Annotated in this window: 13 protein-coding genes and 1 pseudogene; 9 read left to right on the top strand and 5 right to left on the bottom strand. The window is 73.4% G+C overall.

The genetic code is table 11. From position 1 onward, the window contains the following. Positions 1–27: 27 nt before the first annotated feature. Genes ACSNN8_RS30225 through ACSNN8_RS30210 form a run of 4 tightly spaced genes read right to left on the bottom strand, consistent with a single transcriptional unit; the run spans position 28 to position 3,322 of the window. A complete protein-coding gene (locus ACSNN8_RS30225; RefSeq protein ID WP_436653338.1) occupies positions 28–906 on the bottom strand; it encodes a pyridoxal-phosphate dependent enzyme in 879 nt (292 codons plus the stop codon). Between the two features lie 21 nt (positions 907–927). Next, positions 928–1,668: an esterase family protein gene (locus tag ACSNN8_RS30220; RefSeq protein ID WP_436653337.1), complete on the bottom strand. Its 741-nt coding sequence runs from the start codon at positions 1,666–1,668 to the stop codon at positions 928–930. Further along, positions 1,668–2,528: an RNA polymerase subunit sigma-70 gene (locus tag ACSNN8_RS30215; RefSeq protein ID WP_436653335.1), complete on the bottom strand. Its 861-nt coding sequence runs from the start codon at positions 2,526–2,528 to the stop codon at positions 1,668–1,670. The genes ACSNN8_RS30220 and ACSNN8_RS30215 overlap by 1 nt, the downstream gene beginning before the upstream one ends. Then, positions 2,525–3,322 (bottom strand): alpha/beta hydrolase fold domain-containing protein, encoded by a 798-nt coding sequence (locus ACSNN8_RS30210; RefSeq protein WP_436653333.1) that lies wholly within the window; start codon positions 3,320–3,322, stop codon positions 2,525–2,527. The genes ACSNN8_RS30215 and ACSNN8_RS30210 overlap by 4 nt, the downstream gene beginning before the upstream one ends. A 130-nt stretch (positions 3,323–3,452) precedes the next feature. Between ACSNN8_RS30210 and ACSNN8_RS30205 the strand changes: the two genes are divergently transcribed. The 6 genes and pseudogenes from ACSNN8_RS30205 (at position 3,453) to ACSNN8_RS30180 (ending at position 10,773) form a co-directional block, all read left to right on the top strand. Further along, the gene (locus tag ACSNN8_RS30205; RefSeq protein ID WP_436653332.1) at positions 3,453–4,310 is read left to right on the top strand and encodes an aldo/keto reductase; all 858 of its coding nucleotides are present in this window, start codon (positions 3,453–3,455) and stop codon (positions 4,308–4,310) included. Between the two features lie 54 nt (positions 4,311–4,364). Continuing rightward, positions 4,365–4,769: pseudogene (locus tag ACSNN8_RS30200) on the top strand (LD-carboxypeptidase); the annotation flags it as partial. Then, positions 4,743–5,360: a hypothetical protein gene (locus ACSNN8_RS30195; RefSeq protein ID WP_436655453.1), complete on the top strand. Its 618-nt coding sequence runs from the start codon at positions 4,743–4,745 to the stop codon at positions 5,358–5,360. The pseudogene ACSNN8_RS30200 and the gene ACSNN8_RS30195, both read left to right, overlap by 27 nt. Positions 5,361–5,641: 281 nt before the next feature. Continuing rightward, positions 5,642–9,874, top strand: coding sequence for a polymorphic toxin-type HINT domain-containing protein (locus ACSNN8_RS30190; protein ID WP_436653330.1), 4,233 nt, complete (start codon positions 5,642–5,644; stop codon positions 9,872–9,874). A gap of 15 nt (positions 9,875–9,889) precedes the next feature. Continuing rightward, a complete protein-coding gene (locus ACSNN8_RS30185) occupies positions 9,890–10,306 on the top strand; it encodes a hypothetical protein (protein ID WP_436653328.1) in 417 nt (138 codons plus the stop codon). Between the two features lie 59 nt (positions 10,307–10,365). Next, positions 10,366–10,773, top strand: a complete 408-nt coding sequence (locus tag ACSNN8_RS30180; RefSeq protein WP_436653326.1) for a hypothetical protein — start codon at positions 10,366–10,368, stop codon at positions 10,771–10,773. Positions 10,774–10,782: 9 nt separating this feature from the next. Here ACSNN8_RS30180 and ACSNN8_RS30175 read toward each other — a convergent pair whose 3' ends face one another. After that, entirely contained in the window at positions 10,783–11,562 is a 780-nt protein-coding gene (locus tag ACSNN8_RS30175; protein ID WP_436653324.1) for a DNA-formamidopyrimidine glycosylase family protein, read from the bottom strand. Positions 11,563–11,616: 54 nt separating this feature from the next. Between ACSNN8_RS30175 and ACSNN8_RS30170 the strand changes: the two genes are divergently transcribed. The 3 genes from ACSNN8_RS30170 (at position 11,617) to ACSNN8_RS30160 (ending at position 15,451) form a co-directional block, all read left to right on the top strand. Next, positions 11,617–12,438, top strand: coding sequence for an alpha/beta hydrolase (locus ACSNN8_RS30170; RefSeq protein WP_436653323.1), 822 nt, complete (start codon positions 11,617–11,619; stop codon positions 12,436–12,438). A gap of 437 nt (positions 12,439–12,875) precedes the next feature. Further along, positions 12,876–14,450 (top strand): family 16 glycoside hydrolase, encoded by a 1,575-nt coding sequence (locus tag ACSNN8_RS30165; protein ID WP_436653321.1) that lies wholly within the window; start codon positions 12,876–12,878, stop codon positions 14,448–14,450. After that, positions 14,447–15,451, top strand: a complete 1,005-nt coding sequence (locus ACSNN8_RS30160; RefSeq protein WP_436653320.1) for a pectate lyase family protein — start codon at positions 14,447–14,449, stop codon at positions 15,449–15,451. The genes ACSNN8_RS30165 and ACSNN8_RS30160 overlap by 4 nt, the downstream gene beginning before the upstream one ends. The last annotated feature ends 4 nt before the right edge of the window (positions 15,452–15,455 follow it).

Genomic DNA, 15,455 nt, shown 5'->3' with positions numbered 1-15,455 from the left:
CGCCGTCCCGGAGACGGAGAGCGCCGCTCAGCCGACCAGGGGCTGGTCGACGCCGAACAGGCCGGGCACGCCGCCGCTGTGCAGGAACACGACCCGCTCGCCGGGGACGGCCGTGGCGGCGAGGCCGGCCATCGCACGGCCGGTGTAGATGGGGTCGAGGAACAGCCCCTCGCGCGAGGCGGCCAGCCGCAACGCCGCGCGGACCGGGTCGGTCACCGTCGCGTAGCCCGGGCCGACCTGGCTGCGATCGATGGTGAGCTCGCCCGGGTCGTCGGCGAGCAGGCGGCGTACGGCGGCGTCCGGGTCGGGCGTCGCGCCGGTGTCGAAGCCGAGCACGCGACCCGCGCCCAGGCCCAGCACCAGGCCGGCCATCGTGGCGCCCGAGCCCACCGCCACGACGACACGGTCGAACGTGGCCTGCGCGTCGAGCTCGCGGGCGCACTCGGCGTAGGCGTGCACGGACGTGGGCGACGAGCCGCCGAACGGGACGAGGAACGAGCCCGTACGCCGTGCGGCCTCGGCGGCGGCGACCTCGTCGGTGGGGCGGTCGCCCGCCCAGACGAGCTCGGCGCCGGCGAGCCGGTCGAGCAGCACGTTGCCGGCCACGCGCGGAGCGGGCTCGCCGGCCAGCACGAGCACGCAGCCCAGCCCGAGGCGGGCGGCCGTGGCGGCGGTGGCGCGGGCGTGGTTGGACTGCGGCGCGCCGGTCGTCACGAGCGTCGTGGCCCCGGCGGCCAGTGCCTCGGCGCAGGTGTAGCGCAGCTTGCGCGCCTTGTTGCCGCCCCCGCCGAGGCCGATCAGGTCGTCCCGTTTGATCCACAGCTCCCCGAGGCCGAGCTCGGCGGCCAGGCGCGGCGCCGGCTCCAGCGGGGTCGGGAAGGCGCCGAAGGGCAGGGGCTCGACCATGCCGATCATGCTAGTCGGCCGCTAGCAGAACTCCGGCAGGTGACGGGCGAGCTGGGCCCGCCACGAGGGCCAGTCGTGCGGGGTGTCCGGGCCCCACATGTCGAGCTCGTGGCGGATGCCCTTGGCGGCCAGCAGCTCCGCCATGCGCGGCGTCGAGGCGAGCGCGCCGGTCGTGTCCTCCCACTGGCCCCGGCCGCAGACGAGCACCAGGTGGAGCCGGGAACGCAGCCAGTCCAGGTGGTCGCCGTGCAGGTTGGCCACGTACGCGGTGGGGTTGTGGAAATAGACCGCGTCGCCGTGCTCGCCCCACGCGTTCCACGTGCCGGGGTCGTAGTTGCCCGACAGGCACAGCGCCTCGGGGAACAGGTCCGCGCGCCGGAAGGCGGAGTTCAGCGCGTGGTAGGCGCCCAGCGAGCAGCCGGCGGTCAGGATGCCGGCGTCGGCGCCGGTGTCGCCGTGGATGTGCGGCACCACGGCCTCGAGGATCCAGGAGTCGTACGCCGCATGGGCGCGGGCGCGGTCCTCCAGCGGCAGGTGGTGCGCCGACCACGTGTCCACGTCGAACGAGTCGACGCAGTACAGCTTGACCCGCCCCGCCTCGATCAGCTCCTCCGCCGCGCCGACCATCCCGTTGTCGGCCCACTCCCAGGCGTTGCCCTTCTCGGTGGGGAACACGAGCACGGGCCGGCCGTAGTGCCCGTAGGCGGCGACCGTCCCGCTCGCACCGTTCGGCGCCTGCAGGTGTACGGAGTAGTGGCGCATCACCGTCCATTCTGCCCCGCTCCCGCGGGCGGAAACCGGTCGGTCAGCCCCGGATCGCCGAACACCGTGATGCCCGCGATGCCGTCGGTCCGGCAGTCGAGCACGACGACGCCGTACCCCGGCACCCGCGCGGCCGGCTGCCCGTTGGCGTACGTCGGCTCCATCCGCCACTGCGTGAGGCCCACCGCGTCGGTGAGCACGGGCAGGCACTGCTCGATGCCGTCGAACCAGCGCCGGTCCGGCACGAGCTCGAGCGTGGCGTCGCGGCGCAGCATCGCGGCGAGCCCGTCGACGTCGGCCGTCTGAAAAGCCGTGATGTACGCGTCGAGCTGGCGCTGCGCCTCGGGGCTACGCGGCTCGGCCACGTCGTCCGGGCGGGGCGCGGTCTCGGCCAGCCGGGCGCGGGCCCGCTGCAGGGTGCTCTTGACCGCGCCGACCGTCTGGCCGAGCATCTCCGCCACGTCGGCCGCCGGAAACGCCAGCACGTCGCGCAGCACCAGCACGGCACGCTGCCCCGGCGTCAGCGTCTGCAGCCCCGCGATGAGCGCCAGCCGCAGGTCGTCACGGTCCTCGGCGTACGGCTGGATCCAGTCCGCGGCCTCGCCGGCGCCCAGCCCGGAGGGCAGCGCGCGCCGGCCGCGGCCCTCCAGCGCCGTCAGCGTGACGTTGGTGGCGATGCGGTGCAGCCACGTGCGGGCCGAGGCGCGCCCCTCGAACCCGGCCCAGCCGCGCCAGGCCCGCAGGTACGTCTCCTGCACGGCGTCCTCGGCCTCGTCCCACGAGCCCAGCATCCGGTAGCAGTGCGCGGTCAGCTCGCGGCGCAGGTGCCCGGTCGCGGCCTCGAATCCGGCATCGGTCATGCGAACAGTGTGCGGCGCAACCACCGTCCCGCCCTCCCGATCGCGTCGTCGGCCACCGGCGACCGGCCGGCCGCCATCTGGAAGGTGTGCAGCTGCCCGGGGAACACGTCCAGCTCGACGGCGGGCGCCCGCCCGGCCAGCATGCGGGCGTCGTCGACGAGCGCCTCGTCGCCGCCTGCCTGCACGTACGTCGGCGGCAGCGCGCCGAAGTCCCAGGGGTCCGGGGTGGCGCCGTGCAGGTAGGCCGCGGCGAGGCTGCGGGTCAGCTCCCGCGTGAAGAACGGGTCGGTGCCGGCGTCGTAGCTCGCACCGGAGTTGTCGAAGTCCACCCACGGCGAGAAGAGCACGAGCGCGGCGGGCGGCGGTACGGCCCGCTGCGCGATCCCGAGCGCGAGCGTGGCGCCGCAGGAGTCGCCGGCCAGCGCGACCCGCCTGCCGGCCAGCGACGCGTACGCGCTGGTGACCTGGTCGAGCTGTGCCGGATAGACGTGCTCGGGCACCAGGCCGTACTCGACGACCAGGGTGTCCAGCCCGGACGCCAGCGCCAGATGCCCGAACATGCGCCGGTGCGTGGCGATCGAGCCGCTGACGAACCCGCCGCCGTGGATCGCCATGAGCACCGTGGTGCCGTCGCCGCCGGGCGGCCGCAGCCACAGCCCCGGCCCGCTCGGCAGGTCGACCTTCTCCTCCCGTACGCCCTCGGGTTCGCTCGCCAGCGACTCCCACGGCCGGCTGTCGTCGCCGGCCGCGCGTTCCTGCCACAGCAGCCGATTCGGATCATGTGTCGTCGTCATACAGGGACAGACCGCGGCCCGCCCCGGAAGGAATCGCGGGACGTAACCCAGATCTCTTCTCCGCCGGGCGCCGGGCGCGGTGATCGGACGTAGCGTCGGCGGGGTCGGCACGAGCGTGAGGAGTCGGACAGTGAGCACACCACAGGCCGGTGCGGCGGGCACGATCGACCTCGGCGGGGACCTCACGGTCAACCGCCTCGGCTACGGCGCCATGCGGATCACCGGGGACGGCATCTGGGGCGAGCCCAAGAGCCGCGACGAGGCGAAGAACGTGCTGCGACGCGCCATCGAGCTCGGCGTCACCTTCATCGACACCGCCGACTCGTACGGTCCCGACGTGAGCGAGTCGCTGATCGCCGAGGCCCTCCACCCGTACCCGGAGGACCTGGTGATCGCGACGAAGGGCGGGCTGGTCCGGCCCGGGCCCGGGCAGTGGACGCCCGACGGCCGGCCCGAGCACCTGCGCGAGGCCCTCGAGGGCAGCCTGCGCCGGCTGCGGCTCGAGCAGATCCCGCTCTACCAGTTCCACCGGCCCGACCCCCGCGTGCCCCTGGAGGACTCGATCGGCGCGCTGGCCGAGCTCAAGGAGCAGGGCAAGATCCGCCACATCGGGGTCTCGAACTTCACCGAGGAGCAGCTGCGCACCGCCCAGCGGCTCACCCCGATCGTCTCGATCCAGAACCGCTACAACGTCGACGACCGCAACTCCGAGTCGCTGGTGGACCTGTGCGAGCAGGAGCAGCTGGTGTTCCTGCCGTGGGCGCCGATCCAGAACCTCGACGGCAACGCCGCCGTGCAGGAGGCGGCCAGGAAGTACGAGGCCACGCCCCACCAGATCGTGCTCGCGTGGCTGCTGGCCCGGTCGCCGCAGATCCTGCCGATCCCCGGCACCGGATCGGTCGGGCACCTCGACGAGAACGTGGCCGCGGCCGGCCTGCGCCTGACCCCCGCCGAGGTGGCGGCCATCAGCGGCCGCGGCAACGCCTGACTCCGGCCGCGAATGCGGTAGCGAGCCGTGCCCGGGCGCGGGGACACTGCGGCGATGACCGTGCCCGACCTGCTTCGGCCCCGTGCTCTGGCGCCCGGCGACCTCGTCGTCATCGCCGCGCTGTCCGGTCCGCTGCACGCCGCCTACGAGCCCGACCTCGAGCAGGCGGTGGCCGTGCTCGAGCGGATGGGGTTCCGCGTGCGCCGTGCGCCGCTGCTGCGGTCGGATCTCCGCCATTGGTGGAGCGCGGCCCGGCCGGCGGAGATCGCCGAGGAGCTCAACGCGCTGCTGCGCGATCCCGAGGTGCGCGCGATCGTCGCGCACGACGGCGGCCAGACGGCGCTCGGCTACCTGGACCTGATCGACGTCTAGGCGGTCGCCGCCGACCCCAAGCCGATCCTCGGCTACAGCGACATCTCGCTGCTGCACCTGGTGCTCCACGCGCGCACGGGGCTGGTCGGGTTCCACGCGGACCTGGCGACGCCCGGGCTCGGCGGGGCGTGGCGGCGCGCGCCCGCGGGCCGCCGAGCCGAGCTCGAGAGGCTCTACACGACGCTGCTAACCTCCACCGAGCCGATCGGGGCGTTGCCCGCCGGCCGGCCGTGGGAGTGCTGGCGTCCCGGCCGCGCCGAGGGCCGCCTGCTCGGCGGGGTGATCAACCGCATCGTCCTGGCTCAGGCGACGCCGTACGCGCTGCCGCTCGACCGGTTCGACGGCGCAGTGCTGTTCTGGGAGGAGACGGGCGGCCTGGCGTCGTACGTGTGGAGCTATCTGCACGTGCTGCGGCACAGCGGCATCCTCGACCGGATCGCCGGCATGGTCGTGGGCGTCCCGCACGCGATCGACGGCCTCGGCCCGTCCGGCGGTCTGCCTGCCCTGCGCGAGATCGTCCTCGACGTGCTGGGCGACCGCGACATCCCGGTTCTCGGCAACGTCGAGTTCGGACACGCCGGCCCCAACCTCCCGATGCCCGTCGGTGTCCGGGTCGCCCTCGACGCCCGGCGGGGCACGCTGTCGCTGCTCGAACCCGCCGTGCGGCACATTTCCTGAACGCGTTTGCGCAGCTACTGCCGTCGATGTTCGCCGAATGGCCGGGGACGGGATGGAACGGGCGCGCCATTCGTGTTTAGATCACGCCGTCGCATCGGAGAACGTCGAAGCCTTGGGCTCATACACGGGGGAAACACATGAACGCGCCTGCCGGCTGACGCCAGCGCTCGACTGAGCACCTCACCTGATTCCGGCCGCCCCGCGGCCGTGCCCGCGCGTGTCCTTTTCCGGTGCACGCGCCCTTTCGACGTGCCCTCACTCTGGCGGAACGGATGCCGGTCATGAAACCCCTGCCGCGGTTACGCGCGCTTCTGGTGGCGTTGCTGACGCTGCTTGTCGTCCTCGCCGGGCTGCACGCCCCGCCGGCCTCCGCGGCGCCCTCCACGCCGGCGGCGCGCCTGCTGGCGGAGCTGCTCGAGGGCGACGACCCGATTCCCGTACCGCCTGTGGTGAGCCAGCCGTGGGACGGCAAAACCGGGCTGGACGCCACCGCCGAACGGTGGCGCAAGGCCGTCGCCGACGTGGCCGAGCTGCACGCGGAGCCGGAGGTGCGCGCGGCGGCGATCGCGGCGCTGACCACCGGCGACACCCAGAAGATCTTCCAGTTCGCCAACGTGGAGAAGCGTCAGCTCGAGACGCAGATCGCGGCCCGCCGCAAGCAGCAGGCCGCGGACAACCTGGCGAAGATCAAGGCGATGGCCGGCACCGGCGGCGAGTACTTCCGCGCCGAGGTCGACCGGGTGCTCAAGGGCAGCGACACCGACCGCGAGCTGTTCCTCGCGTACGGGGCCGACGTCGCCCGCGCCCGCGACGAGAAGGTGGCCGCCGACAAGCAGGCCCGCGCCAACCAGTTGCGCGCCCGCGTCCAGCTGCTGGTCTCCGCGGCGCCGCCCGAGTCGCAGGTGAAGGCCGCGGCCACCGCCGCCCTCGCCGGTGACGACGCCGCGGTCGCCGAGTTCTGGAAGACCGGATACCTGGCCGCCGCGAAGGCCGACGCCGCGGCGCGTGAGCAGTACCTCAAGGACCTCGAGGCCCGCAACAAGGCTGCCGAGGCGCTCTCCGAGCTCGCCCAGCGGGCCCAGCGGGCGTCGGAGGCGCGCACCCGGCTGCTGCGGGCGCACGGCGACGCCGTACGGGAACTGCAGCGCGCGTCGAACGCCATGGCCGGCGCCGCCAACGCCGCCCGGCAGGCCGACCGTGTGCTGCGCGGCCCCGGCACCGTCGCAGGCAAGAACACCGAGCTGACCGCCGCCAAGACGAACACCGCCAACCAGGTGCGGGCCGCACAGGAGGCTGCCCAGCGGTCTGCGTCGGCCGCCGCGGTCGCCACCATGGCCGCCGACGACCTGATCGACACCGGCCTCACCTACGGCGCGGAGTGGTCGCTGATCGTCAGTGGTATGAACGCGGCCGTGGTCGCCGCGCAGGGCGCCGCCACCACGGCGGGCCACGCCATCGACGCGACCATCGCCACCAACAACGCGCAGGGCGCGCAGGCGCAGGCCGAGGCCCACGCGCAGCAGGCCATCAAGTGGCGCCAGCACGCCGAGGAGCACGCCAAGGCCGCGGCGAGGCTCGCCGACGCCGCCAAGCGTCAGGCCGACGCCGCCAAGACGGCCGCGGCGCGCACCAAGAAGGCCCGTGAACAGGCTCAGGCGGCCGAGGCTCAGGCGTGGGCCGCCGCCGAGCGCACCCGCAAGGAGCGGCAGGAGGCCGAGGCGCAGGCCGCCGAGGCCAAGAAGCAGCGGCAGATCGCCGAGGCGGAGCGGGCCGAGGCCGAGCGGCAGCGCGCGATCGCCGAACAGCAGGCCTCCGTCGCCCGCTCCCAGCGGGCCGCGGCGGAGCAGCAGGCGGCCGCCGCGAGCGCCGCCCGCCAGCGGGCCGAGGCAGCGGACGAGGCCGCCGGCGCCGCGGCGAACCGCGCCTGGAACCAGGAGGGCCAGGCGCGCGTGGCCCGCGACGAGGCGGTCGCGGCCGAGCGTGCTGAGCAGACCGCGAAAGCCAGGGCCGCCGCCACGCGGGCGTCGGTCGCCAGCGCCGCGACCGACGCCGAGAAGCAGGAGGCTCAGCGCCAGGCGGACGAGGCGAATGCTGCCGCGGGCCAGGCGGGCACCGCTGCACGGTCGGCGCGGTCGTCGGCCAACGCGGCGACGGGCGCAGCGGCGAACGCCCGGGCGGCGGCGAACCGCGCGCAGGGCGCCGCGGAACGCGCCTGGGCTGCCGCGGAGGCCGCGCAGGCCGCAGCCGACGCCGCGGACGCGGCGGCGGATCGAGCCGAGGCCGCAGCCCAGCAGACGCACGCCTTCCGGCTGAAGGCGGACGCCAAGGCCGCGGTCGCCACCGCGCAGGAGGTCAAGGCCGCTCGTGCGGCGCAGGCCGCGGTGAGTCTGGCGGAGAAGGCGGCGGACGAGTCGGTGCAGTCGCTCTGGGCGGCCAACCGCACCAAGGACGAGGCCGAGGCGGCGAACACCGAGGCGGTCGCCGCGGCGCTGCAGGCGGACATCGCGGTCAACGCGGCCGCGGCGGCGCGGGTGTCGGCGGCGGGCATCGCCGAGCCGGCCAACACGGCGATCGCCATGGTGTCGCCGTTCACCGGCGCCGACATCGACGCCGACTTCGTGCAGCAGGTCGCCCAGCAGGCCACGATCATCGGCCAGGAGCAGGCGACGGCGGCCGCACAGCGTGCCGCCGAGGCGCTCGCCGCGCAGAAGGCGGCCGAGGCCGCCGCGACGACCGCGGCCGAGCAGGTGAAGCCGGCGTTCCTGTCCGCCGCCGCGGCTGCCCAGTCGGCGGCGGAGGCGGCCGCGTCGGCGGCGGAGGCGAAGAAGGCTGCGGCGCAAGCTGCGGCCGACGGGGCCGCGGCTCGTGCTGCGGCGGCCAGCGCGGGTCGCGCCGACGCCCAGGCCCGCGCCGACGCCCAAGCGGCCCGGCAGGCCGCGAATGAGGCGGCCAACGACGCCGCGATCGCCGGGCAAGCAGCACAGGCGGCACAGAACGCGGCCGACGCGGCGAACAGCGCTGCGGCGGCGGCGGAGAGTGACGCCGCCGCGGCGCAGGGCGCGGCCGGCCGGGCGGAGGCCGACGCCGCGAACGCCCAGAGGGCGGCCGACAGCGCTCAGCAGTACGCGAATTCCGCGGCGGCCGCGGCCGACAACGCCGTCCAGTACGCGACCGAAGCGCAGCAGGCTGCCGAACGGGCCGAGGAGGCCGAGCGCCGGCGTGCCGCCGAGGCGCTCGCCAACGGCGTCGCCGACAACGGCGGGCTCCCGCAGGGCGAGGAGGAGCAGGCACTGCTCGACTCGCTCACCCCGGAGGAGCGCGCTCAATACCTGGCGGCGAAGGCCGAGGCCGGCAAGGGCCTGCTGGACTTCCTCAAGGAGAACGCCTGGGATCTGTTCGAGGAGCTCTCGGGCATCGGCGACGTCAAGAAGTGCATCATGGAGGGCAACGTCGAGGCGTGCCTGTGGACGCTCGTGGGGATGCTGCCGATCGGCAAGATCTTCGGTGCCACGGCGAAGCTGGCCAAGCTCGCCCCGAAGCTCTTCAAGTTCCTCGACGGGTTGAAGGCGGCGCGCAAGAAGGCCGAGGACCTGATCGCGGCTGTCCGGAAACGCGACAGCTGCCCGGTCCGGCTGGGCCCGCCGCCGAACAGCTTCGCGGCCGGGACGCTCGTGCTGATGGCCGATGGTTCGAGGAGGAGGATCGAGACCATCCGCGTCGGTGAGCGGGTGCTCGCCTCCGATCCGGTGACCGGCGTCAGCGTGGCCAAGCCGGTAACCGACACCATCACCGGCACCGGCGACAAAGCGCTGGCCGACTTGACCGTCGACCTCGACGGCCCGGCGGGTGGCCGCACCGCGCGACTCACGGCCACCGGCAACCATCCGTTCTGGGCGCCCAACGTCGGCCGGTGGGTCGAGGCGGGCAAGCTGCTGAGCGGGTCGGACCTGCTGACCTCGGACGGCCGGCACGTCGACGTAGAGCGGGTTCGGCACCGCGAGCAGCGGACGACGGTCTACAACCTCACGGTCGCGGACCTGCACACCTACTACGTGGTGGCGGGCGGCCTGGCGCTGCTGGTCCACAACATCGTCACGGGGATCCCGTGCGGGGTGGTGCCGAACGACCTTCCCTCGGGCCCGGCTCTGCCGGTCCGCAAGCCGGCCACCGTCGGCAACGCGGCCGGATACCACAACTACAACGAGACGTTCTTCAAGGCGAATCCCTCGGCACGCGGGAAGGTCTGGGTGCACCACGCGGTCGAGAGGGTGGTGCTGAAGAAGTACCCCGGCCTGTTCACGGAGGACGAGCTGCACTCGCTGGAGAACCTGCGCGGCATCCCGGAGGGTGTCGTGAACAACCGCGTGCATCTCAGCGAGGTCCGTGTCGTATGGAACGAGTTCTACTACGCGATGAAGGAAGCCGGCCGGACCCCGACGAAGCAGGAGGTCCTCGACTACGCCTCGAAGGTCGACGACATGCTGGGGCACTGGTTCGAGCCCAGAATTCGATGAGGATAGGTTGTGGCCATGAGCACTGAACAGCCGAACGGCGCTCCGCGCCGCTACCGGATCGAGCCGGATCCGGCCTGGGACTGGTACGAGGAGGAGGACGGTGGGGTGCTCGCCGTCGAGCTCTCGTGGGTGCCCGACGCCCTGGCCGGACGGCCGCCCGAGGTGGTGGCCGGCCCGGAGCTGGTCGCCGTCATGGCGGACGCCGGACTCACCGGCTACGTCACCGGGCCGGCGCGGGGGTACTACGTCCAGTCCGCCTTCGGAGTCCAGCCCAGCGACACCGCGCCGCCGCTGGTGCGCCTCACCGTCGGCGATGACCAGACGGCCGACTTCTCGTTCCTGGCGTCACAGGGCCTGACCGTCAGCGAGCGGGCTCTCGCCCTGCTGCAGGAGCACTGCCGGAACTTGACGGTCATGCCTCCGCGGAACTGAGCTCCCGGCCGCGAGCCGATCGAACAGGTCCGGATCAGGTAAGGGTAGGTTGCCAGCTCGTGAGCACCGAACAGACGGACACGCCGCGCCGGATCCGCATCGACCCCGACCCGGCCTGGGACGGCTACGACGACACCGACGGTGTGCTCTCGGTCGAGATCTCGTGGGCGCCGGACGCGCTGGCCGGGCGGCCGCCGCAGCTCATCGCCACCCCTGAGCTGGTGGCCGCGCTGTCGGCAGCGGAGCTCACCGGCTACCGCACCGGTGAGGCCCGCGTCAGCTACGACGAGGACGCCTTCGACGTCGAGGAGGGCGACACGCCGCCGCCCATGGTGCGCCTGGTCGTCGAGGACACCCCGGAGGCGGACTTCTCGTACCGGCGGGGCCGGGGTCTGACCGTCAGCGAGCGGGCGCTCGCCGTGCTGCAGGCCCACTGCCGCAACCTGACGGTCACGCCGCCCGGCTGAGCCGGCTGGTCAGGGCTGCGGCTGGCAGTGGGGACACCACCAGGTCTCCCGGTCGTACGGGTCGCTGCCGGCCGCCACGAACGCGACCGGCGTGCCGCATCGCAGGCAGGGCCGCCGGTACCGCCCGTACACCCAATGGGTCCGGCCCCTGCGCAGGTCGCCCGTGGTGCTCTGCGAGCCGTTGCGCAGCCCGAGCCGCATCATGCGGGCGATCACGTCGAGCACCCGCGCGACGTCCACCCGCCCGGCCGGGGTGTGCGGCCAGACCCCGGCGATGAACAGCCCCTCGACGGCCCACAGGTTGCCGATGCCGCAGACGTTGCGCTGGTCGAGCAGCGCCTCGCGGATGCGCCGGGCGGGATCGGTGGCGACGGCGGGCGCCGCCGCGGGCCACCGGTCGGTGAGGATGTCGGGGCCCAGGTGCCCCACCGCCTCGTGCTCGCGCGCCGTGGGCAGCACCCGCAGCACCGGCATGGCGTGCGCGGCCAGCACCCCGGCCGGGCCGAAGTCGAACCACGCGCCGACCCGGTCGGCCGCCGGGCCGGGACGCCAGCCCGCCCGGTGGATGCGCCACGAGCCCTGCATCCGCAGGTGGCTGTGCACGGTGCGCTCGCTGCCGAAGCGCATCAGCAGGTGCTTGCCGACGGCCGCGACGGTGACCAGCCGGTCGCCCGCGAACGACGGCGGGATCTCGCCGCCCCGCCGGAACTGTCCCGCCAGCACGTCGCGCCCGGCCAGCGAGGAGGTCAGCCGCGCGGCGAGCCGCCGGATGGAGTCGCCCTCGGCCACCGTCCCATGATGCCAGCCGCCCGGGCCGGGCACGCGCCGTCGCAGAATGGACCGATGGCGAAGCTGCGGATGGCGCTGGTGGTGGTGCTGCTGGTCGTGGCGCTGCTCGTCGCCCTGGTGTGGCTGCTGCAGCGGCGGCTGATCTACTTCCCGGACCGCTCGGCGCCGCCGCCCGCATCCCGGGTCGTTGCGGGCGCCCGCGACGTCGTGCTGCACACGGCCGACGGCCTGCGCCTGGGCGCCTGGCTGGTGACGCCCCCGGCGGGCCGCCGCGACCGGCACGTGGCAGTGCTCTTCGCTCCCGGCAACGCGGGCAACCGCCTCGACCGCGCGCCGCTGGCCGCCGCCCTGGCCGACCGGGGGCTGACCGTGCTGCTGCTCGACTACCGCGGCTACGGCGGCAACCCGGGCAGCCCCAGCGAGCAGGGTCTGGCCCACGACGTCGACGCCGCGCGCTCCCACCTGGCCGCCCGGGGCCTGCCCCTGGTCTATTTCGGCGAGAGTCTCGGCGCGGCGGTGGTGACGGCCCTCGCTGTCCGGCATCCGCCCGCCGCGCTGGTGCTGCGGTCGCCGTTCCGCGACCTGGCCGCCGCGGGCCGGGAGCACTACCCGTTCCTGCCCGTGCGGCTGCTGCTGCGCGACCGGTTCCCGGTCGGTGACCTGATCGGCCGGGTGCAGCGTCCCACGCTCGTCGCCTACGGCACCGCCGACACGGTCGTCCCGCCGGCGCACAGCATCGCCGTCGCGGAAAGAGCCGCGGGTCCCGTACGGCTGCTCGCCGTCGACGGCGCCGACCACAACGACGCGGCCCTCGTCATGGGCCCGGACCTCCTCGACGCGGTGGCCGAGCTCGTGGACGGCCTCGGGGTCGCGTAGACCGCTGCCGGGTCGTCGATCGCTGGAACGGAACGCACGAATGCGGGCGCCGAACACAGTGGCCGGTTCGATGTCAGGGCGCTCGGCCGTCGCGACCGGCGGCGTGATCCGGGATGGAGATCCGGTCGGCCGCTGTCGATGGAGAAAGCCGGAATCGCGCGCCCGCCCGCCGTTTCGCATGATCGTTCGCGACGCGACGATGCTGTTGCTGCAAACAGCGGTTGCCAACCCCGGCCGGAAACGGTCATAGTAGGGCACCCCATCGGCCAAGCGGCCGGTGCGATGGTTGCTGCGCGATTTCGGATGCAAATTACCTGCAAATGGATTCCATTGACTCGCGCCTATTCCCATTCTTATCTTCGGAAAAGAGATTTCGGCGGCGTTACGTCGTCGCGCCCATCCCCGGCGCCTCCTGCGAATTCCCCGAAGGAAATACCATGACCAGAATTCGATGGATCTCCATCGCGACGACGGTCGTCTCCGCCCTCGTGCTGAGCGCCGTCGTGACCGCCCCCGCCTACGCCGGCCCCCTCTTCTCCGACACCTTCGACGACGGCAACGCGAACGGCTGGAGCCGCTCCGGTGGCTCCTGGTCGGTGGTCACCGACGGCTCACCGGCGTTCCGGCAGTCGAGCACCGGCGCGAACGCCCGGGCGCTGGCCGGGACGACCTCGTGGACCGACTACACGGTCTCGGCGCGGGTGCGGCCGATCGCCTTCGGCGCCACCAACCGCACGGTCGGCATCGCCGCGCGGGCCCGCTCCTCGAGCGAGTACTACGCGCTGGTGCTCACCGGCGGGGGCGCCGCCCAGCTGCAGCGCGTCGCCGGCGGCTCGGCGACCGTGCTCGCCACGGCGGCCGTCGCGGGCGGCACCGGCACGTGGCGCACGCTGTCGCTGACCGTACGGGGCTCCGCGCTGACCGGCTCCGTGGACGGCGCGGCGGTCGTCCGGGCCACCGACGCCACGTTTGCGTCCGGCCGCATCGCGCTGCTGGCCTCGTACGCCAGCGCCTCCTTCGACGACGTCGCCGTGGACACCGAGACGCCCGATCCGGGACCGACCACACCGACCACGCCGCCACCTCCGGGGCAGTGCCGGGTCGCCGGCGCGCCCGCCGGGTTCGCCACGGTGAACGCATGGGGACAGAACGGCACCACCGGCGGGGCGGGCGGCCCCACCGTCGCGGTGGACACGGCCGCCGAGCTGCTCACCGCGATCGCGACCAGCGGGCCGCTCACCATCTGCGTCAGCGGCACGATCACGCTGCCCGCCGGCATGTACGACGTCACGAGCGACAAGTCGATCGTCGGCGTGGGCGCGACCGCGGGCATCACGGGTGGCGGCTTGAACATCGGGCTGCCGGTCTCGGAGGTCACCACGCCGCCGGCGGACGCCGTGCACAACGTCATCATCCAGAACCTGTCGTTCCGCGGCGCGAGCGACGACTCGATCAACGTGCAGATGTTCTCGCACCACGTGTGGATCGACCACAACGATCTGGCCGACGGCTACGACGGGCTCATCGACATCAAGCGCGGATCCTCGTACGTCACCGTCTCGTGGAACCACACCCACGACCACACCAAGAACATGCTGCTGGGCCACGACGACGGCAACGGCGCGCAGGACACCGGGCGGCTGAAGGTCACCTACCACCACAACTGGTTCGACGCGACGCCGCAGCGCAACCCGCGCGTGCGCTACGGCGAGCCGGTGCACGTCTACAACAACTACTACTTCTACAACACCGACACGGGCGTGGCCTGCCAGGCGAGCGCGGGCTGCGTGGTCGAGGGCAACTACTTCGAGAACGTCGAGGAGCCGGTCACCAACACGTACGCCGGTCCGGCCGGCCGCTGCGTGGCGCGCAGCAACGTGTTCGTGGGCGAGTCGGGCGCGCCCGACTGCAGCGGAACGGTGCAGGAGCCGTCCACCTACTACTCGTACACGCTGGACGACCCCGCCTCGGTGAAGGCGATCGTCACCGCGGGAGCGGGGGTGTCGTCGTGAGGCGCCGCTCCCTGCTCGCCGCGGCCGGAGCTGCCGCGGTCGCCACCGGTGGCCTTCCCCGGGCGGCCCACGCGGCTCCCGCCGGACCCGACGGGTTCGCCACCGTCGCGGGACACGGGCTCGCGACCACCACGGGCGGCGCGGGCGGCCCGGTGGTCACGGTGACGACCGCCGCCGCGTTCATCGAGGCCATCGCGCGGCCCGGACCGTACGTCGTGCAGGTCTCCGGAACCATCCCGCTGCCCCGGGGCCGGAACGACGGCATGTACCCCGTGGCGTCCGACAAGACGATCGTCGGGCTGGGCTCGACCGCATCGCTGGTCGGTGGCGGGCTCACCATCGGTCTGCCGGTCGACGACGACGTGACGTCCCCGCCCGCGAACGCGGTGCACAACGTCATCATCCGCAACCTGAGCCTGTCCGGCGCCTCCGACGATCTGATCAACGTGCAGATGTTCAGCCACCACATCTGGATCGACCACAACGACCTGTCCAACGGCGACGACGGCGCGGTCGACATCAAGCGCGGCTCCGACCTGGTGACCGTGTCGTGGAACAGGTTCCACGACCACGACAAGACGCTGCTGCTCGGCCACGACGACGACAACGCCGCGCAGGACACCGGGCGGCTGCGCACCACCTACCACCACAACTATTTCGACGGCTCCGACCAGCGGCACCCGCGGGTGCGGTTCGCGCCGGTCGTGCACGTCGCCAACAACTACTTCCGCGACAACAGCTACGGCATCGCCTCGACCAACGACGCGGGGCTGTTCGTGGAGGGCAACTACTTCTCCAGCGTCAACAACCCCGGCCGCGTCGACTTCAGCGGGCCGCTGGGCCGTCTGGTGCAGCGCGACAACATCCTCGTCGACTGCAACCACGCCATCGAGACGCGCGGCACGGTGACCGACCCGAGGACCTTCTATCCGTACGCGGCGGACAGCGCCGCGTCGGTGCCCAGCATCGTGCCGGCCGGCGCCGGCGTCGGAAAGGTGTGATCGG

The organism is Actinoplanes sp. URMC 104 (genome assembly GCF_051386375.1).
Classification (GTDB): Bacteria; Actinomycetota; Actinomycetes; order Mycobacteriales; family Micromonosporaceae; genus Actinoplanes.
Note: the sequence above shows the minus strand (reverse complement) of the source record. Positions and strands in the feature narration are given on the sequence as shown.

Excerpts from the sequence above, each read along its gene's own strand:
- ACSNN8_RS30215 (WP_436653335.1), bottom strand. The coding sequence starts at position 2,528 with ATGACCGATGCCGGATTCGAGGCCGCGACCGGGCACCTGCGCCGCGAG.
- ACSNN8_RS30210 (WP_436653333.1), bottom strand. The coding sequence starts at position 3,322 with ATGACGACGACACATGATCCGAATCGGCTGCTGTGGCAGGAACGCGCG.
- ACSNN8_RS30225 (WP_436653338.1), bottom strand. The coding sequence starts at position 906 with ATGGTCGAGCCCCTGCCCTTCGGCGCCTTCCCGACCCCGCTGGAGCCG.
- ACSNN8_RS30190 (WP_436653330.1), top strand. The coding sequence starts at position 5,642 with ATGAAACCCCTGCCGCGGTTACGCGCGCTTCTGGTGGCGTTGCTGACG.
- ACSNN8_RS30220 (WP_436653337.1), bottom strand. The coding sequence starts at position 1,668 with ATGCGCCACTACTCCGTACACCTGCAGGCGCCGAACGGTGCGAGCGGG.
- ACSNN8_RS30185 (WP_436653328.1), top strand. The coding sequence starts at position 9,890 with ATGAGCACTGAACAGCCGAACGGCGCTCCGCGCCGCTACCGGATCGAG.
- ACSNN8_RS30165 (WP_436653321.1), top strand. The coding sequence starts at position 12,876 with ATGACCAGAATTCGATGGATCTCCATCGCGACGACGGTCGTCTCCGCC.
- ACSNN8_RS30170 (WP_436653323.1), top strand. The coding sequence starts at position 11,617 with ATGGCGAAGCTGCGGATGGCGCTGGTGGTGGTGCTGCTGGTCGTGGCG.